This window comes from Paenibacillus sp. FSL R5-0517, from assembly GCF_037974355.1.
Lineage (GTDB): Bacteria > Bacillota > Bacilli > Paenibacillales > Paenibacillaceae > Paenibacillus.
Genome location: NZ_CP150235.1, coordinates 6784583 through 6808351, shown reverse-complemented (window position 1 = coordinate 6808351; position 23769 = coordinate 6784583). Strand labels below are relative to the sequence as shown.

At 47.0% G+C, this 23769-nt stretch carries 16 protein-coding genes; 14 read left to right on the top strand and 2 right to left on the bottom strand.

The genetic code is table 11. The features are described 5' to 3' along the window. Positions 1-104: 104 nt before the first annotated feature. The 10 genes from MKX40_RS30320 (at position 105) to MKX40_RS30275 (ending at position 10614) form a co-directional block, all read left to right on the top strand. Positions 105-914, top strand: a complete 810-nt coding sequence (locus MKX40_RS30320) for a DNA-binding protein (protein WP_339238825.1) — start codon at positions 105-107, stop codon at positions 912-914. A 186-nt stretch (positions 915-1100) separates the two neighbouring features. Next, positions 1101-2237: a WXG100 family type VII secretion target gene (locus tag MKX40_RS30315; RefSeq protein ID WP_339238824.1), complete on the top strand. Its 1137-nt coding sequence runs from the start codon at positions 1101-1103 to the stop codon at positions 2235-2237. Between the two features lie 12 nt (positions 2238-2249). Continuing rightward, positions 2250-2795, top strand: a complete 546-nt coding sequence (locus MKX40_RS30310; protein WP_339238823.1) for a hypothetical protein — start codon at positions 2250-2252, stop codon at positions 2793-2795. Positions 2796-2915: 120 nt separating this feature from the next. Then, on the top strand, positions 2916-3320 hold the full coding sequence (locus MKX40_RS30305) for an Imm7 family immunity protein (RefSeq protein WP_339238822.1): 405 nt from the start codon (positions 2916-2918) through the stop codon (positions 3318-3320). 223 nt (positions 3321-3543) lie between these two features. Continuing rightward, positions 3544-5094, top strand: coding sequence for a nickel ABC transporter substrate-binding protein (gene nikA, locus MKX40_RS30300; RefSeq protein ID WP_339238820.1), 1551 nt, complete (start codon positions 3544-3546; stop codon positions 5092-5094). Continuing rightward, positions 5094-6038 carry a nickel ABC transporter permease gene (gene nikB / locus MKX40_RS30295; protein WP_339238819.1) on the top strand — a complete coding sequence of 315 codons (945 nt, stop codon included), beginning with the start codon at positions 5094-5096 and terminating at the stop codon, positions 6036-6038. The genes nikA and nikB overlap by 1 nt, the downstream gene beginning before the upstream one ends. After that, complete coding sequence (nikC, locus tag MKX40_RS30290) at positions 6038-6892, top strand: nickel transporter permease (protein ID WP_339238818.1); 855 nt, start codon at positions 6038-6040, stop codon at positions 6890-6892. The genes nikB and nikC overlap by 1 nt, the downstream gene beginning before the upstream one ends. Next, positions 6889-7689, top strand: coding sequence for an ABC transporter ATP-binding protein (locus tag MKX40_RS30285; RefSeq protein WP_339238817.1), 801 nt, complete (start codon positions 6889-6891; stop codon positions 7687-7689). Before nikC ends, MKX40_RS30285 begins: the two co-directional genes overlap by 4 nt. Further along, entirely contained in the window at positions 7686-8699 is a 1014-nt protein-coding gene (locus MKX40_RS30280; RefSeq protein ID WP_339238816.1) for a dipeptide/oligopeptide/nickel ABC transporter ATP-binding protein, read from the top strand. The genes MKX40_RS30285 and MKX40_RS30280 overlap by 4 nt, the downstream gene beginning before the upstream one ends. Positions 8700-9108: 409 nt before the next feature. Beyond that, positions 9109-10614: a malate:quinone oxidoreductase gene (locus MKX40_RS30275; protein ID WP_339238815.1), complete on the top strand. Its 1506-nt coding sequence runs from the start codon at positions 9109-9111 to the stop codon at positions 10612-10614. A 225-nt stretch (positions 10615-10839) separates the two neighbouring features. Here MKX40_RS30275 and MKX40_RS30270 read toward each other — a convergent pair whose 3' ends face one another. Beyond that, positions 10840-13935 (bottom strand): ATP-binding protein, encoded by a 3096-nt coding sequence (locus MKX40_RS30270; protein WP_339238814.1) that lies wholly within the window; start codon positions 13933-13935, stop codon positions 10840-10842. A gap of 176 nt (positions 13936-14111) precedes the next feature. On the opposite strand from MKX40_RS30270, the gene MKX40_RS30265 reads away from it, so the two are divergent. Together MKX40_RS30265 and MKX40_RS30260 are read left to right on the top strand one after the other, a co-directional pair. Then, positions 14112-15248 carry a response regulator gene (locus MKX40_RS30265; protein WP_339238813.1) on the top strand — a complete coding sequence of 379 codons (1137 nt, stop codon included), beginning with the start codon at positions 14112-14114 and terminating at the stop codon, positions 15246-15248. 213 nt (positions 15249-15461) lie between these two features. Beyond that, positions 15462-19037 (top strand): S-layer homology domain-containing protein, encoded by a 3576-nt coding sequence (locus tag MKX40_RS30260; protein ID WP_339238812.1) that lies wholly within the window; start codon positions 15462-15464, stop codon positions 19035-19037. Positions 19038-19120: 83 nt separating this feature from the next. Here MKX40_RS30260 and MKX40_RS30255 read toward each other — a convergent pair whose 3' ends face one another. Next, on the bottom strand, positions 19121-20206 hold the full coding sequence (locus MKX40_RS30255) for a hypothetical protein (RefSeq protein WP_339238811.1): 1086 nt from the start codon (positions 20204-20206) through the stop codon (positions 19121-19123). A gap of 399 nt (positions 20207-20605) precedes the next feature. On the opposite strand from MKX40_RS30255, the gene MKX40_RS30250 reads away from it, so the two are divergent. Beyond that, complete coding sequence (locus tag MKX40_RS30250) at positions 20606-22714, top strand: TerD family protein (RefSeq protein WP_339238810.1); 2109 nt, start codon at positions 20606-20608, stop codon at positions 22712-22714. Positions 22715-22878: 164 nt separating this feature from the next. After that, the gene (locus tag MKX40_RS30245) at positions 22879-23751 is read left to right on the top strand and encodes an AraC family transcriptional regulator (protein ID WP_339238809.1); all 873 of its coding nucleotides are present in this window, start codon (positions 22879-22881) and stop codon (positions 23749-23751) included. The last annotated feature ends 18 nt before the right edge of the window (positions 23752-23769 follow it).

Sequence of the window (23769 nt, the reverse complement as noted above, 5' to 3'; positions counted from 1 at the left end):
ATGTACAAACTGTTCTCTTGAATAAAAGTACTTATAAGTACAATTTATATTGATCTTCTTTTGATTTATCTATACAATTATAAGAAAATGGATAATTAAGGAGGATGTTTTTGCGGAAATCTATCCTAAAATCACTCAAACCGGACATTATTGTTGAAATGTTGGACATGGCTGTGGCTTTTGAAAATTGGAACAAGGTGATGGAGAGGGCGGACATGTTATATCAATGTGTGCAGTCCATCCATGAAGAGCGGCAGGAGTATCAATTAAAGGGAATGCCTGTACCACATATACACATTGAGCGGCCCTTGGTCTACTATTATGGGTTCAGTCACCTAATGCGGGGTATGGCTCACCAGAAGATGGGACAGGTAGATCAGGCGCGAGCATGTATCGATCAATATGGAGATTTGGGATGGATGGAGGATCTGGATGAGGTAGGTATGCAGGTGGTGCAGGAGTTCAGGCATAAGGCACAGGTGAATCGGTATGCGCTTGAGATTGAAGCTGGGCAGGTGCAACTGCTGGAGGAGTTTGTGAACTTTTTGCTTGAGCATGCGGAGGAATGGTTGGCAGGTCTGAAAGTGATTACGGAGGCAGCAGTGCGGCATAGATGGCAGATTGATCGGGTTTTACAGGTGTTCGAGGATCAGATACAGAGTGTTGGCAAAGAAAAGGATTCTTCAAACAACGATGATATGTACCATTACTGTTATCGGCGGGCTTCGTATGAACAGTGGATGGGAAGACCACAGGAGGCAGTGGAGTTCATTTTGCAGGCAATCTGGTTAGCAGATAAGCTAGGGATGGATCGGTATTTTATAAGGTGCATGGCATTGTTGGAATCTTTGCGGGAAGAGGCGACAGCGGAGCAGATTGGACGATATCGGGTGATGTTGGAGGAAATGAAGTAGAAAAGGTATTTACTGAAACTGGTAGGATATGCCTTGAAGTGGGTATATGCATATAGGACCATAGCACCGATGAGGAGCACAGCTTGTGTTTTTACCATGGTGAAATCAGGATGTTAGCCGGATAGTTTACATATCACACTTCTGCTAACATAGGATAATCCTATTTCGAATGAGCGGAGAAACGTTATGAGTACAATCAAAGTTACCCCTGAACAACTACATCACGTATCGAATCAGGTGGATCAAGCCAGACAACAGTTGGAGAGTATACGAAGTGATCTGACGAGACAGATCATGTTCGTTCAGGCGATGTGGATGGGCGCGACGCAGGAGCGATTTTACTATGAGTTCGAGCAGTCACGACCTATACTGGATAAAGCGTTGGAGAGTATGGTGAATACATCGAAGGAATTGAAGGATATCGCCACGCGATTCCAGGATGCAGATGCTCAGAAGGGAAGTCTGGGTGGTGCGTTTGGAGCAGTCGGTGCCGCAGCTATGATGACCAAATCAACAGGTGATTCCGGTTCGGGTGACAAGGGCTATCGGATGGCGTATAACGCGATGCTTGGTAAAATGATGCCTGTGAACGAGAAAGGTGTTACGGATCAGGCTGCCCTTCAGGCTTATGAGAGGGATCAGGGACATCTGGACTTGAATCGTATGCAAGTTGTGAACGTTGAACCGCCTGGGGAAGATATTTTTGCGTTACAGATCAAGGCGTTTGAGATGGGCATTCATCCTACAACGGGAGAGCCTGTATCGGATAAATATGCTCAGATGATGGTGGCGTCTCTGAAGTTCAGTCAGATTTTCATGGGGATTCAGATGGTTCGTGGGAGTATGCCGGGCGGCAAAGGTCCGTTTCGATTGCCTGCTTCTAATCCTGCTGTGGTGAAGATTAAGCAGCATATTGAGGCTGCTAAGGCTAAGAATGGGAGTATAGAAAAAAATGTACTAGAGGGAACTTCAAAAGCCACAGTGCAGAGATCTCAGTTAAGCCAAAATCTGATTGACCATGTTATTAATAGGCATTCTGTTAATAGTACGAAGCAACAACTTCCATATCTCCAAAAGAAAATGTCCGATGAACAAATCAATGAAATGCTAAGTAGAAAGTCTTTCTTTAATAAAGAGTGGTCTGATAGTAAAATAACTGATGCGTCTACCGAGGCCGTTAATCAGTTGAAACAACAGGGAATAAAGGATGGATTGCATACTGTTACTGTATTTGATGAACAGATTAAAGTTTTCATTAGAAATGATAATGTTGATTCTGTTTATGGTACACATATATATAAAATTAGAGATTTAATAGATTAGGGGGGTTCAAATATGTTCACTATTTCATTTAAAGCAATTGATAACTTTGATGAAATCAAACAAATGTCTGCAAAGCAGTTTGATCTAACGAAACAAGATATCGAGGGAATTATTGAATTGGACTTTAACGGAAGTAAGTACGGTATGTTCTTTGACGATTGCCCATTTGGTAATGAAAGACTTATTAGATGGTTTGTGGACTTACTGACTATAGTCCAGAAGATTAGAATACATCAATATGTTGCTTATCGAATTCCTGATAGTGCTAATTTGTGGCTGGAGTTTAAACGGCAGGGAGTGGAACTACAAGTTAGTTTAGTAGAAGATATTGATCGGGAAGTTATTCTGGACTTATTTATTACTGAACCAAATGAGGAATTTAGATACTCAAATTGGAATGGTGTTAATGTAAGTTCGGCATCCTTTACAGAAGAAATTATGAAAAGTGCACATCAGTTTCTGGATTTTGTTACTGAATTGAATCCTGACATACTGCAGAGTACGAGTATTCAAATACTTCAGGAAAAGTTAAACGATGTAAAGCGATTGACTTCATAGAGAACGACTTTACTGAAAAATGTTAAAATCGATCATGCTCCATTCCACGCGACTAACAGAAGATAAATAGTTTTGAAGCACTGTCTACATAGTTTACGGATAAAGGAGCTGTGAAAGGTAATGTACGAATATCATGGCTGGGCAACTATTAGAGAGTGTGCGTCGCTTGAAGAAGATGAGTATAAATATGGTTTAGTTATTCAACATCTGCGGGAATATGTAAAGGAGCTAAATTGGCCTACAGGTGTTTTGGACTTGAGAGCAGTTAATGGTGACTTTCAACTATGGATAGCGGGCCTAGATAATCACAAACCTTTATCAAAGTATGATCCCGCCGAAGTAATGAAAAAGATAGGTGAGATAGCTCAAGGTTCTTATGGAGTCCTTTATGTAAGAGATAGTGATGATGCGGAATCCTCCAATCAGTTTAAGGTCTACACACTAATTCGAGGTAAAGTAACAGAGAATGATGATCCGTTTCTTTCCCCATTCATACCAACACTAGAGGATGATTATGAAGGATAATCTGTACAAATAGTTCATACCACATTGAAGTATAGGCAACCAAAATTTATAGTTGATAGCCCTCATATGTAACAAAAAACATGAAGAATCCGCTCTCATCCGAGAGTCGGATTTTTTCTCGTTCTAACACCAATATAACTCTTGTCAAAACGTAATCATTACGATATGATAATACTCATTGTTCAGATGATAATTATTACGATTAAGAGAGAGGGGCATTACCTTGAATAAAAAGACGCCACTGTTAGCGCTGGTCTCCTTGGCCTTGAGCGCTGGACTGTTGAGCGCCTGCGGATCATCTGAATCCAGTCCCGCTGCGCAACCATCCACGGATAATAAAAATGTTCACTTCCTATATAACTTCTCCACCAGTTCACTAGATCCACATGTGGATTCCAGCTATGTGCCGCTGCGTGCGGGCATTACAGAGACTTTGGTGCGTCTCGATGAAGAGAATCTGACGGTGGCTCCATGGCTCGCTGAGAGCTGGGAGAGCGAAGACGGACAGCACTGGACGATCGACTTGCGAGATGATGTGACCTTCCAGAACGGCAAGCCAATGACGGGTGAATCCGTTAAGGCATCCCTTGAACGTGCACTGGAAGAGAATGTAGCCATCCAGAACGCGCTGAAGATCGATACAATTGAAGCCGAGGGCGACAAGCTGGAGATCACCACAACGCAGCCGTTCCCGGAGTTCGCTTCGGAACTGGTGAACCCCAACACGGCGATCATCGACGTAAGTGAGCCGGACGTTGTGAACAAGCCGATTGGTACGGGCCCGTTCAAACTGACTTCTTTTACCCCAGGCAGCAAGCTGGAATTGGATCGATATGATGAATACTGGGACGGAGCATCACCACTGGATTCCATCACGTTCTCATTCAATGAAGATGCCAATGCCCGCACACTAGCACTCAAATCTGGACAAGTTGATATCGTATACCGCCCAGAAGTGGAGAGCCTCGAATCGCTCAAAGCGATAGACGGCATGAAGGTGGAGTCTACATCGACGTTCCGCGTGCATCAGCTAACGATGAACATGCAGCGGGAGAGTATGAAGGACCTCAATGTCCGTCGTGCGCTGGACGCGCTGATTGACCGTCAGGGTATCGTCGACACGATCCTGCTAGGATATGGTGAATCAGCCATCGGACCGTTCCTGCCATCGTTGCCGTTCGCGCCAACCTATACGGATACCACAACGGAATCCGGAGCTGATGTCGCTGTAAAATTTCTTGGCGAAGCGGGATATACACTGCAAAACGGCGTGATGACAAAGGACGGTAAACCGTTGCAGCTAACCTTGCTGACGTATTCGTCTCGTGCCGATCTGCCGCTGATCGCCCAAGTGTTCCAGTCGGATGCGAAGAAAATTGGTATCGATGTACAGATTCGCCAGATCGACACACCGGAAGATTACATGGCGTCCAACCGCGACTGGGATATTGCAACGTACAGTAATTTGACCGCTCCTCGTGGGGATGCCGGTTATTATCTGAATGCTACGTACCATCCCAAGGGTGCTCTTAACTTCAGCGGATCGGAAGACCCGGAACTGACCAAAATCATCGACGAACTGAATCTCACGGTTGCACCGGAAAAGCGCGCAGAGCTTGCCGAGAAGGCAGCCAACTACGTGCATGATAATGTGCTGAATTCCTTCGTGCTGCATCCGGGTACGATCGTTGCCTATAACGGCAAGAAGATTAAGAACTGGGTTACCACTCGCAGTGAGTATTACATGATTACCAATAAGCTGGATGTGATGTAATGTTTCGCATTTTGCTTCGCAAGTTCCTTGAGGTATTTATTTTTCTGTTGTTCATTATGTTTGTGAGCTTCCTGTTCATTCGTCTGGCTCCGGGTGATCCGGTGCTGACGATCCTGAACGTAGACGAACTGTCCGTCAGTCAGGAGCAGGTTGAAGCTGTACGTGAGGAGATGGGCTTCAACGATTCGCTTCCTGTCCAGTTTGGCAACTGGTTGCTCGATTTTGTTCGGTTCGACTTCGGTGTGTCGTATTCGACAGGCCAGCCCGTCATGCAGACTCTGATGCGTGCGCTGCCAGCCACGGCTGAACTCACGATTGGCGCGCTGTTGGTTATGCTCGTCATTGCGATCCCGCTCGGCTCGCTATCAGCGCTTCATCGTGGAAGTTGGATTGACCGCGGCAGCCGCATGCTCTCCATTGTGGGTGCGGCGGTGCCAAGCTTCTGGCTGGGTCTGATCCTGATCGACATGTTCGGCGTACGCTTTGGCAATCTGCCGACCATGGGCCGGGATGGATTCACCTCACTTATTCTGCCATCTCTGACGCTGGGACTTGCCATCTCCAGCGTTTATGTGCGTCTTTTGCGTTCCAGCTTGTTGGATTCTCTTAGCCAGGAGTTCGTTCGATCCGCCCGGGCAAGAGGGTTATCCGAAGGCCGGATCTTCATGCTACACGCGTTTCGGCATAGTCTTCCGCCTGTCATTACGGTATTTGGCGTAAGTCTCGGCAGCCTGATTGGCGGAGTTGTCGTGATTGAAGTGTTGTTCGCTTATCCGGGTATCGGCAAGCTTGTCGTTGATGCCATCCGCCAGCGTGATTATCCTCTGATTCAGGGTTACATCCTGATCATGGCTGTCGTGGTATTCCTCGTGAATACGGCGATTGACCTGTCTTATCGTTATTTGAATCCTGAAATGAAACTCAAGGAAAAGGAGGCCCACTGATGAAAACCATACCCCTGCCCATTTCAACTGCAAAATCTAAAAAACATAGCTGGCAGGCGATCATCGGTCTGTTATTTGCACTGCTGGTCATCGGGGCCTCCTTATATGCCTTTTTATACTTAAAACATGACCATACGTTAACCGATCTGCGTGGACGATTGCAGGGGGCAAGTGCTCTCCATCCGTTCGGCACCGACCATCTGGGACGTGATGTTATGACACGTCTGTTGCTTGGCGGCGGTCAAACGTTGGGTTATAGCCTGCTGGCACTCGGTGCTGCACTACTGATCGGTATTCCGTTTGGCTTGATCGCAGGATACAAACGCGGCTGGGTCGATAAACTGTTCATGCGGATCGCGGATGCCTTTCTTGCTTTTCCCGATACCATTGTCGCGATTGTGCTAAGTGGTCTGCTTGGGGCCGGAATCGGCAATCTGGTATTGGCGATCGTAATCGTGAAGTGGGTTAGTTATGCGCGTCTCGTTCGAAGTACGGTTTTATCGGAGTCCCAAAAGGATTACATTCGCATCGCCCGCACCAATGGACTTTCGGACGGTCGTATCATGAGAAAACATCTGCTTCCACATATCGCAGGGCATGTGCTCGTGCTGGCCAGTCTTGATCTGGGCAAAATCATCCTGCTCATCTCATCACTGTCTTACATTGGCCTAGGTGCACAACCGCCAACACCTGAATGGGGAGCGATGCTGAATGACTCACGGCCTTACTTCCAGTCTCGGCCGGAGCTGATGATCTACCCGGGTCTTGCCATTGTCTCGGTAGTCCTGCTTGCCAACATGCTGGGCGACTATCTGCGAGACCGCTTTGATGTGAAGAAGGAGGTGCAGCCATGATTCTCTCCATTGAGGAACTGAGCATCTCTAGCCGGGATCGGACTATTGTAGATCGAGTCTCTCTGGCTGTTCGCGAAGGTGAATTCATGGCACTCGTTGGACAGAGCGGTAGTGGCAAAAGCTTGCTCTCGCAAGCCATTGGTCGTCTGCTGCCGCCCAACCTGCATGCGTCGGGGCGAGTCATGTTCGAGGGCAGCAACCTGCTCGAACGGAAGCCAAAGGAGATGCGAGCCCTGCGGGGAAGCCGCATCTCATATATTTTTCAAGACTATCAGGGAGCGTTTACGCCATTTCGTAGCATTGGTGGACACTTTGATGAATACCAGAAGGTACATGGGGAGAAGTCTTCTGCCATCCGCAAGAAACGGGCGGAGGAAGCATTGGAATCGGTTGGCCTTGGCGCTGAATTGCTGCGCCGATATCCGTTCCAGTTGAGCGGTGGACAGCTTCAGCGGGCTTCTATTGCCACATCGCTGATGCTCTCCCCTCGTCTGCTGATCGCTGACGAAGCGACAACGGCACTGGACAGTGTATCCGGGCACCGCGTATTGGAACTGCTGGCACGCAAACAAGCGGAGACGGGCTGTGCGATTCTGTTTATCACGCACGACTGGCGTCATGTACGTCGCTATGCCAGCCGCTTGGCTGTTATGAAGGAAGGGCAGATCGTCGAATCGGGCGGCAAGCATCGCATTCTTGACCATCCTCAGCATGAATATACACGCCAGTTAATCGAAGCAGCTCCCGTTCTGAGCCGCTCACTGAAGTCGGGATTGAAGGAGGCGGGAACAGAATGAAGACGACTTCAAATGAAGGACGTCAAGGATTTGTGCAGTCTGACGAATCCAATGTGCGAGTTCATGACCGTGCTAAAGGCGCAAACCATACAGAGATAGACAATGCAGTTACAGACCATGTGGTCATAGATACTATAGATACAGATCAGGCAGTCATAAATGCTACAGATTCAGATCATGCGGATACAGATACCGTTATAGATAACGCCGTTGCAAAGACTACTTCCTCTCCCAGCATCCTAAATCATCCCGTGCTTCAGGTGGAACATCTCAGCCGAACGTATGCAGGTGCAGACCGACCAGCTGTAGATGATATTTCCTTCACCCTGAACCGTGGCGAGTGTCTTGGTCTGGTTGGGGAGAGCGGGTGTGGCAAGAGTACGCTCGCCCGCTGTCTGCTTCGGATCGAAGATGCAGATACAGGCTCGATTACACTGGGCGGACAGGATATCGCGCGGCTGAGCGGCCGACGGTTGCGACCTCATCGGCGAAAGATTCAGATTGTGTTTCAGAACCCAATGGCTGCACTGAATCCAAAGCTCAAGATATCCGACTCGCTAATCGATCCTTACGAACAGCTTGGACGGGACGCAGAACTGTCCCACTTTACCTACACATCGAAGGAGGCTTACGTGCAAAAGCTGCTTGAAGCGGTCGAGCTTCCTCGCGATGTAGCTGGACGTTATCCGCACGAGCTAAGTGGTGGACAGCGTCAGCGGGTCACGATCGCACGTGCCATTGGCATTGAGCCGGACGTTGTCGTTCTGGATGAACCGACGGCCAGCCTGGACGTTATCTCTCAAGGTGCCGTTTTGCAGTTGCTCACCGACCTGCGGACATCGCTTGGTCTGTCATACGTGTTCATCTCGCATGATTTGGCCGCGGTACATCGGATGAGTCAGCGCATCATTGTCATGCGGGAAGGCCAGATCGTTGACCGCTTTGGCGCAGATGCGTTGTTCGCTGAAGAACGCCATCCGTATACAAAGGAACTGATTTCGATTTTCTGAGTACTCCCGGAAACGCCGGGGGTGGTAAGGGGTAATCTTTAATATAAAGCCGCCATGCGAAGCGATTCGTAAGCGGCTTTTGGTGCATCCCTTTTCACGAGTTAAGTAAGGCTATACAACATTTCATGTGCCAAGTCCCACTAAAACCGGGCTCCTTTCTTTGTTTTGAACAAATATATCTTTCAGGCCTATAACCGGGCTAACGTTCCGATGTAAACTAGCGTATACTGATGGAATAGCAAATATCTTGAAATTGCATATTTAAATTGCTCTATATTATTGATACACTAGATCAAGGTTATAATCATTCAGAGAAGGTGCGACCCCGTTCAAGAATGGGCTTGCTGCAAATGCCAAATCGATAACGCTTACATCCTTTTGGCAAATATAGGATATAAGGACGGTAGACATGAGCCAGGGACAAACGAGTACAGATGTTATCTTGATTGGTGCCGGAATTATGAGTGCAACTTTGGGAACTTTGCTAAAAGAATTGGCACCAGACTGGAATATTAAGGTTTTCGAAAAGCTAGCCACTGCAGGAGAGGAAAGCTCCAACGAATGGAATAATGCCGGAACCGGGCATGCTGCATTGTGCGAACTTAACTATACCGTTGAACGACCAGACGGAACCGTAGATATTAGCAAAGCGATTAAAGTGAATGAACAATTTCAGATCTCAAAGCAATTTTGGTCCTATCTCGTCAATAGCCGTCTGATTCGTAATCCGCGGGATTTCATTATGCCGATTCCTCATTTGAGTTATGTACACGGAGAGAGCAACGTCCAGTTTCTAAAAAGACGTTATGACTCCTTATCGAATCACCCGCTGTTCGCAGGCATGGAATTCTCGGATGACAAGAAAGAGCTGGCGAAATGGATGCCGCTGATGATGAAAGATCGAACAAGTAATGAACCTGTTGCGGCGACCAAAATTGACTCCGGTACGGACGTTAACTTTGGTGCTTTAACGCGTATGCTAATCGGACACCTGAAGGAACAAAACGTGGCGATCCACTACCAACATAGCGTGAAGAATATGAAACGTACCAATGATGGACAATGGGAATTAACTGTGAAAAATCTGGAGAGCGGTGCAGTCGAACGCCATAAGGCGAAATTCGTCTTTATTGGCGCAGGCGGCGGAAGTCTGCATCTGCTCCAGAAGACGGGCATTCCGGAAGGTAAACATATCGGCGGATTCCCGGTCAGTGGTATCTTTATGGTGTGCAAAAATCCAAAAGTCGTGGAACAGCATCACGCCAAGGTATATGGCAAGGCTTCGGTAGGGGCTCCGCCGATGTCCGTTCCGCATCTGGATACCCGATTCATCGACAATAAGAAGTCGCTATTATTCGGGCCATTTGCCGGATTCTCGCCGAAGTTCCTGAAGACGGGTTCCAATGCCGACTTAATCACGTCGGTTAAGATGCATAATCTGCTTACGATGCTCGCAGCAGGTGTCAAAGAAATCTCTTTGACCAAGTACCTGATCCAACAACTGATGTTATCCAAAGAACAACGCATGGCAGAATTGCGTGACTTTGTTCCGGGTGCGAAGAGCGAAGATTGGGATATGGTTCTGGCAGGGCAGCGTGTGCAGGTCATCAAGGATACCGTTCAAGGTGGCAAGGGTACGCTCCAATTCGGTACGGAAGTAGTTACATCTGCAGATGGAACAATCGCGGCTTTGCTGGGTGCATCACCGGGTGCATCCACTGCGGTTCAGGTCATGCTTGAGATTCTTCAGCGTTGCTTCCCGCAGCATATGGAGGCATGGGAGCCGAAGATCAAGGAAATGATTCCATCCTATGGCATCTCCCTTGTGGAGAATCTGGATCTTCTCAAAGAGGTTCATTCTTCAACTGCCAAGGCACTGGGATTATCGGATGAAAAACAAGCCCTGCATGTATAACATCTAGCTTATCGAGTTAGATAATAATCAAGCGAAAGAAGAGCTAAACCGGGATGAAGCCCGTGCTTAGCTCTTTTTTCGTTTTATTTGATATGACTGAATTTGGAGTTGAACCAGAACATGAATATGTCCTTCACTATCGCGTTCACCTTAGACATCACATGAAGCATACGGATACGGACTGTGCAGAATGCCTGTTGTAGCGTTACAGAACTATCTTATCATTCAGACTCCTGTGCTGCGGTCCAAAGGGATGACAAAGGATACTTTCGTACCTTGGCCTGGTGAGCTGACGATGCTTAAGCCCTGTCCGTACATCTGAGTCAACCGGCGATGTGTATTGGTTAATCCGATCCCTCCAGTTCCCCCAGATCCTCTCTTAGGCCACGCAAGTGCGCGTTCAATCTGCTCGGGCTGCATCCCCACACCATCATCCTCAATCTCAATGAGGGTGGATGCTGTTTGGTTGATGATCCGGATATGCACGGTTCCACCCTCAACTTTGCTTAGAACGCCATGTCGTACTGCATTTTCAATGAGCGGTTGAATGGTGAGTGGCGGCAGCGAAAGATCAAGATCATCTGGAATATCCCAGATGACATTCAGCCGATCCATGAAACGTTCTTTCTCAATGTAGAGATAGGCACGGGAGAGATCCAACTCATGCGTGACCTCAACCATTTTCTCCGAATTGACAAAATGAAAGCTGGTCTGAAGATATTCGATAAACGTATCACCCAGTCTCTGCATTCGCTCCGTGTCTATCTCACTAAGCACCATGATGGAATTGAGCGTATTAAAAAGAAAATGGGGCTGAATCTGTGCCTGTAAGTAGGCAGCTTCCATACGCAGTCGCTCATCGATGGATTGTTTCAGCACGATTAGTGATCCGATGCGATGCCTTAACTCAACGGCATCCACGGGTTTGGTAACATAGTCCGTTGCACCAGCCATGAATCCGGCGTAAACATCCGCTGGTTCGTTACGAGCCGTCAACAACAGGATGGGTAGCTCTGATACCGAATAACGTTTGCGTACGTTCTCTGTCAGTTCATAACCGGACATATGAGGCATCATGACATCGGCAATCAGTAAGTCCCACGGCTCCTGATCCAGCAATTGGAGTGCTTCAAGGGCCGAGGCCGCAGGTTGAATATGATAGGGCTCATTCGCCAGCATGGAGATTAGCACTCGCAGGTTTACAGGATCATCATCAACGGTAAGAATGCGGGCGACAGTCTTGTCATGAGAATGGGACAAGGTCTGCTGCTGCGGCTCTGCAATCGCGATTTCGTCAAAGCTGTGAGCCTCCCATCGCTGTTCAGTCTGATCCGTTTGCGATGTGGTATCTTCCCGTGGAAGCGAGATTTGGAAGCTCGAACCTTGTCCAGGTACAGATTGCACGGTGAGCTGGCCCCCATGGAGTTCGATGAGCTGTCTGCTGATATTAAGACCGAGGCCGATTCCTCCACTTAAACGAGCCTCCGGGGTTCCCTGTTCATAGGCCTCGAATATTCGCTGTTGTATCTCCTCACTTATGCCCACACCTGTATCCAGGACTTGAATTACAATGCTTTCTTCATGTTCCCGGACAGATACGGTAATCGTACCTTGATCGGTGAATTTGAGTGCATTATGCAACAAATTGTAGAGCACCTGAACAAGTCTTCTCTCATCGGCCTGGATAAGTGGCAGTGTATCTGGAATGTCTACCTCCATATGGACAGGCTTGCCCTCTGCCATGAATCGGAACATGCCGATTACGCCTGGAATGACAGATGCAAGAGACAAAGGTTTCTTCTGAAGCGTAATCCGCTTCTCCTTCAGGCGAATCACGTCAAGGAGATCATCAACCAGTTGGGACATGCGTCGGCCAATGGTAACCAACAGCTTCATGTCTTCTGCTTGCTGTCCGCCTGATTTACGCCGTTCACGGACCGCGATGCTTTCCGCAATATTGATGATGCCATGCAGCGGTGTACGCAGTTCATGAGCTGTATTCACAAGGAACTGATCTTTCTGTCGATCCTCCTCTTTGAGCTGTTCGTACAACTTCTCGATTTCGCTTGAATTACGGAAGTACTTTCGGAACCAATAGGCAGAGAAGCCGAATATGGCTGCAATCACATCAATGGGGTAATACACGTTGGTAATTTCATTACGCGAATTCACGATTCCCCACAATACGCTGGATAAGCTGCTGGTTGCCGCGAAGAGCAGAAAGCTTGCGTCACTTCGCTTCTCCGCTGCCATGCGGAAGAACAGGTACACAGACCAGCCAATGGCAAACAGGTACAGGAAATCAGATAGTCCAATTTTAAGGACATGGTAGATCAAGGTCACCGGTGCGATCAGCAAAAATACACAGTACACACCAAGCACGCTGGCGTAGATACGAAATAGTTTACGGCCTTGTAGACTATGGGAGAAACTTCGAGCCATCTGTACAAGAAAGAATGCGAACAATGGATAGGAGAATGCTTTGGCCTTAACGATCCAAGTGAAGTTGAGTGGAATCCAACTCAATAACAGATTGTCATGGTCAGAGGTGACCGTTAGGGCAGCTACTAGTGTTAGCATCGAGAACGTCAGCAGAGCTCGTTCCTTGCGGATAAACAGAAACATAATAAAGGCGTATAAGCTATGCAAGACCAGTATGGCAAACGTAATCTTTTGCAGATCGATAGATAATCCCCGTTCACTTCCAATGGCTTCTGGAGAGCCAAAATAGAGAGAGCGCGTGATCCCTCCGCTATATGGGTCATCAAAGTTAGCTGTCTGCACCAGGAGATTGATTTCGGAAGAACCGTCAAGCGCATAGGAAGTCGCAAATGCAGTCCTTTCTGGTCGGTAGGCTTCGGCATGGGTGGCGGGTTGACCAAATTCGGCAACAACGGTCCCGTTCATCTCGATAATGGATGAAGTCTGGATTTTCTGAGCCCAGAGAGAGACTTCCTTCACGGATGGATCTACAAGTATGCGAAGACGGTATGTTCCATATCCAAATGATGATGAGGATTGGGGTAACACATTCCGCCAGTCACCGGGAACTTGTATGGGTGCGGATGAGTAGTCTGCTACTTTAATATCACGATTAGAGATTAACGCATGGGGGTAAAATACCCATTCTCCATCGAGGGATATGGGTGAAGCGTTGGCGATGTCCCAGCCTCGAAGGTCCAATACGCCTTTGGTGGGTTCAGGATGTTCGGGTATAGCGAAAGACTCGGACCATATCCAGCGAAAGCCAAGCAAAATAGTGAGAAATAGAATCGACAGCAATACATATCGGGGTATCTTTTTATAGGTTATAAGTTTCATGGCAGACTTTAGTTTTCGACAGTTTACTTCAAAATCCTGCATGCCGTTTGGTATTGAAGAACATTTTTTTGAATACAGAACATAGATTCTATATTCAAATGATAGCGGTACCACATCAGGATTTATGGTAAAATTATAGATTAAAGGATGATCAGTGAGCCAGAGGAGTTGTGCATATGAGAGTGATTTTGGTAGATGATGAATATCTCGCTCTGAGCAGGTTGAACAAACTGTTGAAAGAGAGAGAGGATTGCGAAGTGATCGGCTCTTTTCTGACGGCACAAGAAGCTATCGATCAGATCGGAATTCATCTGCCGGAAATCGTCTTCATGGACGTACAGATGCCGGGGATGAACGGGATTGAGGCGACCGAACGGGTTCATGAGGTTTCCCCTGGAACAGAGGTTATTTTTACAACAGCTTATAACGAACATGCATTGACGGCCTACGGGCTTGAAGTGCTGGACTATATCATGAAGCCTGTAACGCGTGACCGTTTGGAAAAAACGATGAAGATGTATCAACGCCGAATGGTGCCTGCAACTCTGAATACAGCAGAAGGGCCATCCATGGTCATCCGCTGTCTGGGAATGCTTCAGGTCCAACTGCACCCGAACGAGCCGCCCAAACTTATGAAGTTCAGAACAACCAAGATCAGAGAGTTATTTGCCTATTTACTCCACCATCGGAACAAACCGATTAAACGGGATACGCTACTTGAGCTATTGTGGCCCGAGTTGGATGAGCGGAGAGGCATATCCAATCTGCATAGTGGCATCCATCGCTTACGCAGCATGATGAACGAATTCATGGGAGAAGACAAAATTTTTATTCGCTATCAGCAGTTTGGTTATCTTCTGGAGACGGGAGAATTCAGAATTGACGCGGAAGAATGGGAGAATCGGCTGCACCTATTGCCTTTATTATCTTCTTCCACAGTAGTCGAACATCGGCAGACCTCAGATCAGTATGAAGGCAAATATTATGGCGAGGACGATTACGTATGGGCCGAGCTGGAGCGTCAGCGGCTGCATGCACTTTGGCGTAACCACGCCATGCAGCTTGCACAATACTATATTGAGCTTGGACAGCACACGGAAGCACTCACGTTATATCATCGGGTACAGCAATTCGAGCCATCATTGGAACAAGTTGGACTGGCGTTAATGAAGACTTATGATCAATTAGGTAATAAAGATCCCGTGATCGCACAATACAATCAGTTGGTTACTGCATTAGAACAAGAGGCGGGCCTCCGTCCTGGGTTGGAAGTGGAGTTGTGGTACCAGCAATGGAAACAATCAAATATGTAATTGAATATCAACAGCCTTGCAGCTTCATGTGCAGGGCTGTTTTTTGGTTGTGTTTGTTAGAGAAAGGTTTGGTAAGAGTTTGGTAAGAGGCTATGTGTAGAATGAAAACGATATGTGTCAGATAACAGCTGGGACGTAGAAGAAGCAGAATTGCGTTAATGTTTGCCCAGTAGATGACCAAAATATTCGAATCACATAGGAGGTTAAGTGAACTTGAAAGTATTTAAGGCTATAAAAATATCATTTTTGGCTTTTGTGGTCCTATTGTCAACCATATCGTCGCTGTTTGCTCCGGTAGCAAGCGCAGCTGATGGAAATATCTACGTATCGTCGACAGGAAGCGATATCGATGGCACGGGCACGGAAGAAGCGCCGGTGGCAACAATAGAAAAGGCACTTGAGAAGGTCGATGCTACAGGAACGATAATCCTGCAAACTAACATCATTCAGGAGTCCACATTGGCGATCTCTTCTGCCGGGAAGAATATGACAATAACCTCTGCTGAGGGCCATACTTACTCCATTATACGTGGTGAGAGTTTTGTTAATGGAAACTTGATTCAGATCAGTGGTGGGAATAGAGCGAATAGTGTAACTTTTGAGAAAATCATTATAGATGGCAATCACGTAAGCACCAACGGCCAGATATATGGAATCAGTAGTGCGGGCGGAACAGTGAATTTTAAAGAGGCTGAGATTAAAAATCACATCGTGAAAGCGAGCGCTAGTCAGCCTGCAACCGTTATATCCACTAGCGGGGGGAGTTCGATGGTTGTCATCCAAGAGGGCACCATCATTCATGACAACAAGGTATCGGGAAATGTAAAAGAGAACCCTCCTTCGGTACTAAGTGCTGGTTCAGGAGGCTCTCTGGTCATTGAGGATGGCCTGATTACGGATAATGAAATTTCAGATGGAAATGGAGTCATTATTGGGGTAGGACTATATCAAAGTCCTAACTTTAGGATGACCGGAGGCAAGATAACGGGCAACAAGTTGTTGGGAACCGAATTAAGCGAAGGTGAAACAATAGGGAATGTTGCTGTGTATATGCGGGGAAGTGCCGCCGATGCTCGTTTTGATTTCGGAGGAACAGCCTACGTCTACGATAATTTTAATACCGATGGGAACCAACGTAATGTGTACCTGAAGAATACGACAGCTACCGGTAGTGCTTATCTGACCTTGGTTGGTCCTATGCAATTGGGATCGAAGGTTGGCGTGTATGCCAAGATCATGCCTGATGAAAGTACGAATCCGGTGGTCGACATTGCGATAGGTCGGGCCCCGTATCAAGCAGTGGCAGAAGATTACACATTCTTTGTATCTGATATCAATACGACGGCAGCGGTTGCATATGATGATGTGGCCAATAAGGTTGTCTTGACTTACCGAATGCCGGTTAACTTGGACATTAGTGAACCTAATGAAGGGGATATTGTAGGTGCTCAGCCAACATTAAGCGGTACAGTTACAGTGGGTGCAACAGTAGTTGTAACACTTGTCAACCACCTGGATCCGACTAATTCCATTGTGGGCGAAGCAATTGTTCACGAGGATGGAAGTTGGGAATTTAAACCTTCTTCTCAAGTGATTGGCGGAGACTATACATTGAAAGTTACGGCGACTAAAAATGGCGTCTCTGTCGGACCAGTAGCAAGGGACATCGTTGTGGTGAATAAGTCAGTTTTACACAGCAAATATAATGATGTTATCGGTGAGACCCTAGAAGAGTCAGCCTATACGGAAGAGAGTTGGGTAGCACTCGATGATGCGATGAACGAAGCAGAGCGAGTATTGAATGATCCGACAGCGACCCAAACGCAGGTAGATCAGGCGCTTCAAGACTTGACTGATGCAAGAAACGGCCTAATCCCTACAACATCTGTACCCGTTGTAGATAAATCAGCTTTGCAAGCGAAAGTAATTGAAATTACAGATGAAAACCTGGAAGAGTCAGCCTATACGCCAGGCAGCTGGGTAGCACTCGATAATGCGATGAACGAAGCAGAGCGAGTGTTGAATGATCCAACGGCAACCCAAGCACAGGTAGATCAGGCGCTTCAAGATCTAACTGATGCGAGAACGGGTCTTACCAAAGTGATTGGTAATGACACATCAACGCTGCAAACGTTGATCCCATCCACAGGAAGCTTATCTCCGGCCTTTGATCCGGCTAAAGACACGTACACCATCTCTGTGCCGAATAGCGTATATCAATTCCAGTTAACGCCAACGGCACTTGATCCACTTGCGAAGATTGAAATAGCGGTTGGAGATGGAGAATGGAACGAGGTTACAAGTGGTAGTGCCAGTGAGAATTTATCGCTTCAAGTTGGCGGAAATATCATTGTTGTTAAAGTCACAGATTCACTTGGCCATGTTACGGAGTACAAAATCAACGTAAACAGAGCATCCAGTGACAATGGTAACAATGGTGGAGGCAATAATGGCGGTGGTGGTAATACGGGCGGCAACAGTGGAAGTACGCCAGCACCTACACCTGCGCCAGTACCAACGCCAACTCCGGCACCCGTGAAGGATAATCTGGAAACAACCCGGGATGGCAGTCATCAACCATTTGCTACATCCAAACCATCTGACAACAAAGAAACATTGGTTCAAGTTGATCCAGCCAAGCTGAAAGATGCCATGTCACAAGGCACAGGTCAGCAATTCGCCATTCATTCGCCGAATGATGGGGATATGAAGGTGGATGGATTAACCCTTGAAACACTGAAACAATTAGTAGATCAAGGTTCCAAACTAAACATCAGCAATCCGCTGGCAATCTATCCGGTACCTGGCGGTAAAATGGACTTGAATGGTGTATCTGGACAGCTTGGTAATGCAGCATTGAATGATATTGATGTCCATATCGATATCGCACGTTCATCGGATACGTTGATTGACAGCGCCGAAACGAGAGCCGCATCCCAAGGATACGAGCTACTTGTCACACCGGTTGATCTGGATCTCACCTTCTCAAAAGATGGACAAACGGTTCGATCCGGTCAGCTGAACGGCTATGCACCGAAGTATATTGCACTTCCGGAAGGGATCGATCCGAACCGGATTACAACAGGCGTAATCATCAACCCGGACGGTAGCATCTTCCATGTACCAACGGTTGTCACCAAGATCGATAGTCGTTACTATGCACTCATTAATGACTTGCGCAGTAGCGGAAGTTATTCAGTTATCTGGAATCCGCAGGATTTTGAAGATGCCAGATCCCATTGGGGCAAAATTGATGTGAACAACATCGCTGCGAGATTAGATCTGAAAGGTAACGGAGATAACACGTTCTCCCCGAACCGTCAGGTTACTCGTTCTGAGTTTGCCGAGATTGTAGTACTTGGACTGGGCTTAATGCGTCAGGATGCACCACAGAATCTATTCCCTGACGTTAACAATTCGGCATGGTTCCGCAATGCGGTATCCCTTGCGAATGAATTCGGTATCGTTCGCGGTTACGATAATGGAAACTTCTACGGTAATCAGGAAATCACACGTGAGCAGGGATTTGCCATGGTGGCTCGTGCTTATCGTCTGATTGAACCGGATGCGGCAATCAGCCCGAATCAGATGAACTCTGAACTGGAACGTTACAGTGATGCAGCAGATGTATCGAAATGGGCGAAAGAAGATGTAGCCCAGTTGATTGCAGCGGGAATCATCCAAGGGAACGGACCGGAAGTTCTGAGTCCGAAGACCACAATGACCCGTGCTGAGGTCACTGCATTGATTGCAAGAATGTTGAAAGTAACCAACTTGATTGATCAATAAACAATTTAAAATGAAAAGCCTTTGCTGACATTGGGGGTCGGCAAAGGCTTTTTTAGGCATTTTTTTGTAGGGCCAGATCGTTGCTACAAAATCATCTTTCGTGCCTCTTCATTAAAGAACATAGTGACGTCTGGATAAGCGTCAAGATTGACCTGCTGTAGTCTCATGATCTTTTCAAGGAAGATGGAGTCGTTGAACAGTTTACTAACAATTATTTCGCACCAAGCCGGGGTATGCCTGAAAGCATCTACCAGCAATTGAACCTCATCAAATCGGAAAAACAGGATATATGAAGCATAGTTCTGAAGCAGTGTCTTGAAACAGTGGTTAGCGTATGTACTGGAGTGACCTTCAGCTTGAATAAGGAAATCCCGCATGATCTGGAATAATGCCTCCGGTTCCTCTGTATACAACTGTAACATCTGACTCACGTTGTTAATTAACATGATGATTGGTTCCAAACCTTCCTCTGAAGGCATGTTTAACTTGGGAGATCGGCCTTCAATGGTATATAGCAGTTCCAGCGTCAGGCGTTTGCAGGCTTGGATCTCTTCAGCAGTGATTACGATTTGTTCCCTGTATTCATTTCGAAGTAAGGTGTAGTGATCATGGTATGCCGAAAAATAATCCTCCAATGAAATGTCGGTCTTCGTATGTACAAGGTGTTGTTCGCTGAATGAGCAGGCATATAATGTATCTTCATTAACCGGGTGTGCATAGAGGTAAAAAAAGAAGAAAAAGTCACGTAACAGATGCTTTTGTTCCTCGCTGAACTGGGGAATTTCGCTTAGCTGAGACAATTGGAAGAAGCTATAGCTTTTCATAAATTCATTCATGGCACTGTAGGTGTTATACGTGTTGATCGACAGCGTGGTGTTGATGGTAAATAACAGATAATACATAATCATTTCGTCATAAACATCGAGCTGTTCAAATGGTTCTGAGAGAGTCGGCTTCCAGTCTGGCCTTGATCCATAATAGGGATCTTTCGGACGCAGTCTCGACATCCAGTTTGTAAATGTCTCATCTGGGTGGGATACCATAAACAGTTCGGCACTATTATCCTCATACAAACCATACTCCATATAATCTGTGCACGAAGGCTCAGGCTTAACTCCACAATTGAATTTGAGCCGTATATAATCAGAATATAATTTTTGAAGTTCCATCGTCCTAACCTCGTTTCTGCATCATTCTCTAGGGTTCTTCTTTGTTATATTCGACACAATTTTGAGCACTCCCCCTGGATTTGGGAAAGATCATAAACCACATATATCTTTTGGTGGATATAAAAAAGAATTTCAATGGTGTGTCGTAATACTTTCACCCTGTTGGCATATCGTGGAATCTGAGATGATGGGTTCACCAGAGGTTCGGGTGACAAACTTTGAACCGCTGGCCTTCAGGCTATTGCGATCCTTCCTTCTACAATCATTGGAGATCATAGGGTCGCAGCTCTCCTGAAGATCTCATTATCAGAGAGGAGGCGTCCAGGCTATCCCATTCCTTCCTTCTAACCCTAACCTTTCATGTTATATAGGGATGTGGCTTTCCTGGACTCTTTTATCATGAACAATACGATCTATTTGCGCAGAGCGAACAAACTCATCATTGAACCCAACGAAGGGAAGCAACAGTTGCCGAAGACACACCTGGCGACTGCCCTCAAGAATATTGAAACGCTCGGATACACCTTCTCGGATGAGTTAATGCAGGCGATGCGGCAGCTGTCCAAGGAACAATTTGAAACCGTATATATTCAACTTGTGGCTGATCTGAGAGTCATGGTCGGCGCACATGTGAAGTACACACCGATGTATGCAGGATTCCCGATGCAGGTGATGCAAGCGGATGAAGCGGAGTTATACCTTAATGCGATTATTCATTATCTGACCAACTTAACTGTCGTCTATACGGATCAACCATCTGTGGAGAGAATGCCTTTGCTGGAGAAGACGGACTTGAAAGTCATTGGTTTGGGAAACAAACAAGCCTTCCAGACACTCATTCGTCAGATCATTGAAGCGAAAGGTTCCATCTCGGAAACAGACAAGAAAGATATCGATACCGTGTTGGAGCATGCAGATCCAAGTGAAGTGGATGCGATTCTGCCCGCCGAGATTCCGTTCAAAGAAAATGTAGGCTTCGTGGTCTCCTCGCTGCTGAAGCATGAAAAGGCGAACATCGACCGGATCGGTCCATATTTCAAAACGGCAAGTGATGTTCTGCGTCTGGCTGTTGCCTGGTCTGACGGTGATGTCAGTCTCGCTGCGGCGTCTCCCTTCCGGAGGTTCAAACGGCGCGAGCGACGCCTTTTGCTTGGATTATTGGAGCAATGTGGCTCCATCACGGAGGATATGCTGCGATATAAGGATCGCTGGATTCGCCTTGGCGAAATTCTGCATCCTTCGGAATATAAGCTTCGGTATCCACGATGCGATGAAGCCTTTGATATTTTGCGTAATAATAAGCCTTATTCGACCTTCAACGGAAGTGTGGAGCTTGCCTTCCAATATCGAAATGTATGGAGTCTAATCGATCTGTTGTCGCAGCGTCCAGGTGAATTTGCGAGAAAACTGGATCACATGCTGCGGATAACTGAAGATGAAGCGTATGTACTGCTGGCCTTTGGTGAAGTGGCTGCACAGGTATCCACACCCGTGTTATTGCAGGTGAGACAGCATTTCGCACAGCGGAATGAAGCCTCGGATTTGCGGGTCTTTTTTCCGAAAGGCAATGTAGCAAAGGCTTTTGGCATCCCGAATGAGCTGCCGGAGCTTGACGAGGCGGTCTGTCAGGAAGTCGTGGAATTGTGCGAGCAGGCCTTGATTACACGGTTCTCTGACTTCCCATCACTCGGAAAAACGTATATAGATGAACGTCTCCAGCATTATCTGGTTCCTTTTTCACAACGATCCGCGAGCAAAGCTCTGCGAACCATTGTGCGTGGAAGCCGCATCCCGATGGGTGAAGGAAACACGATACGTTTCTTCAGCTGGTGGAAAGAGGGCGAAGTGGACGGCACACCTACGGGGCGTGTAGATATTGACTTGTCGGCGGTCATGTATGACGAGAAATGGAATTACGTTGAACATATCTCCTATACCAATCTGCGATCAGTCAAATACAAAGCGGCTCATAGTGGGGATATTGTGACTGCACCACATGGTGCAAGTGAATTCATTGATCTGCATATCCCCTCCATCGTGGATTATGGCGGACGCTATGTGGTGACGACATTGCACTCCTTCACCAGCCATCCGTACTGTAACTTGCCGGAATGTTTTGCAGGCTGGATGATGCGCAAGAAGCCCGGTTCAGGCGAAATCTATGAACCAGCTACCGTCCAGAACAAAATTGATATCACTGCCGACACCCAGATTGCCATTCCTGTTATTCTCGATCTGGTTGAGCGAACAATCATCTGGACGGATCTGGCACTGACCAGATATCCGGACTACCACAATAATGTCGAGGGAAATCAGAAGGGCATTGTGCTGATGGGCAAAGCAATGACCACATTACGCAAACCTGACCTGTATGACATGTTCATGCTGCACGCCAAGGCGAGAGGTGAGCTGGTGGATACGAAGGATCAGGCCGATACCATCTATGCGGTCGATGAAGGCGTGACGCCGTATGATATTGAGCAGATTATGGCGGAGTATCTTGCCTGACTGTTTGACTTGAAACCGCGATATGTGTGTATCAACATTAAAAGAGTAGCTGATGCTGCTCTTTTTTTCTGGTATGGGTGCACAGAGCCTACAGAAAGGTGCAGGTAATGTCGGATGCAAAGAGAAAGACTTTGTTAAGCTTGAATTAACGTGGGAGGGATGATATGGATACGTTGAGACAGTTAAATGAAGCCTTGAATTACATGGAAGAACATCTGACGGACGCCCTGAATATGAAGGAGATTTCCCGAATTGCCTGCTGCTCGGAGTATCATTTTACACGTATGTTCTCTTTTCTTAGTGGTGTAACGCTCTCGGAATATATTCGGCGTCGCCGCTTGACACTTGCGGCTATGGAGTTAAGTCAAAGTGACAGCAAAATTATTGATATTGCGCTGAAATACGGGTATACATCGCCCGATTCTTTCACTAGGGCATTTCAAAGCTTGCATGGCACTACGCCCTCCGAAGCGCGGCACCATGGTCCATCTCTTAAAGCCTTCCCGCGGATGACATTTCAACTGACCATTCAAGGAGGAAACGAAATGAACTACCGTATTGAAGACAAAGAGGCTTTTCGAATCGTGGGTATAAGTAAAAGGGTGCCGATCGTATTCAATGGGGTGAATCCGGAGATCGCTGCGATGTACCAGCAGCTTACACCGGATTTAATTGATACAATTAAGTGGGCATCGAACGTCCAGCCTCTGGGCTTAATTAGTGCTTCTGCCCATTTCAGTGAGGGGCGTATGACGGAACAGGGAGAACTGGATCATTACATTGGCGCAGCTACGACCAAAGAAACGCCTGAAGGTCTGACACAGCTTAAGGTTCCTGCTTCGACGTGGGCCGTATTTACGATCGTGGGTCCTTTCCCTGACACGCTTCAGGAGGTCTGGGGCCGGATCTACGCAGAGTGGTTTCCTTCATCGGACTATGAGCTGAGTGAGGGTCCTGAAATGTTATGGAATGAGCACAAGGATGTTACTGTTGAGCAATATAAAAGCGAGATTTGGATACCTGTTCGGAAGAGATGATATCTTCTCTAGATGGGT

Bases quoted from the DNA above. Each gene is read 5' to 3' on its own strand.
- nikC (WP_339238818.1), top strand. From the start codon at position 6,038: ATGAAAACCATACCCCTGCCCATTTCAACTGCAAAATCTAAAAAACAT.
- MKX40_RS30255 (WP_339238811.1), bottom strand. From the start codon at position 20,206: ATGGAACTTCAAAAATTATATTCTGATTATATACGGCTCAAATTCAAT.
- MKX40_RS30275 (WP_339238815.1), top strand. From the start codon at position 9,109: ATGAGCCAGGGACAAACGAGTACAGATGTTATCTTGATTGGTGCCGGA.
- MKX40_RS30265 (WP_339238813.1), top strand. From the start codon at position 14,112: ATGAGAGTGATTTTGGTAGATGATGAATATCTCGCTCTGAGCAGGTTG.
- MKX40_RS30315 (WP_339238824.1), top strand. From the start codon at position 1,101: ATGAGTACAATCAAAGTTACCCCTGAACAACTACATCACGTATCGAAT.
- nikB (WP_339238819.1), top strand. From the start codon at position 5,094: ATGTTTCGCATTTTGCTTCGCAAGTTCCTTGAGGTATTTATTTTTCTG.
- MKX40_RS30285 (WP_339238817.1), top strand. From the start codon at position 6,889: ATGATTCTCTCCATTGAGGAACTGAGCATCTCTAGCCGGGATCGGACT.
- MKX40_RS30320 (WP_339238825.1), top strand. From the start codon at position 105: ATGTTTTTGCGGAAATCTATCCTAAAATCACTCAAACCGGACATTATT.
- MKX40_RS30305 (WP_339238822.1), top strand. From the start codon at position 2,916: ATGTACGAATATCATGGCTGGGCAACTATTAGAGAGTGTGCGTCGCTT.
- MKX40_RS30310 (WP_339238823.1), top strand. From the start codon at position 2,250: ATGTTCACTATTTCATTTAAAGCAATTGATAACTTTGATGAAATCAAA.
- MKX40_RS30280 (WP_339238816.1), top strand. From the start codon at position 7,686: ATGAAGACGACTTCAAATGAAGGACGTCAAGGATTTGTGCAGTCTGAC.
- MKX40_RS30270 (WP_339238814.1), bottom strand. From the start codon at position 13,935: ATGAAACTTATAACCTATAAAAAGATACCCCGATATGTATTGCTGTCG.
- MKX40_RS30245 (WP_339238809.1), top strand. From the start codon at position 22,879: ATGGATACGTTGAGACAGTTAAATGAAGCCTTGAATTACATGGAAGAA.
- MKX40_RS30250 (WP_339238810.1), top strand. From the start codon at position 20,606: ATGAACAATACGATCTATTTGCGCAGAGCGAACAAACTCATCATTGAA.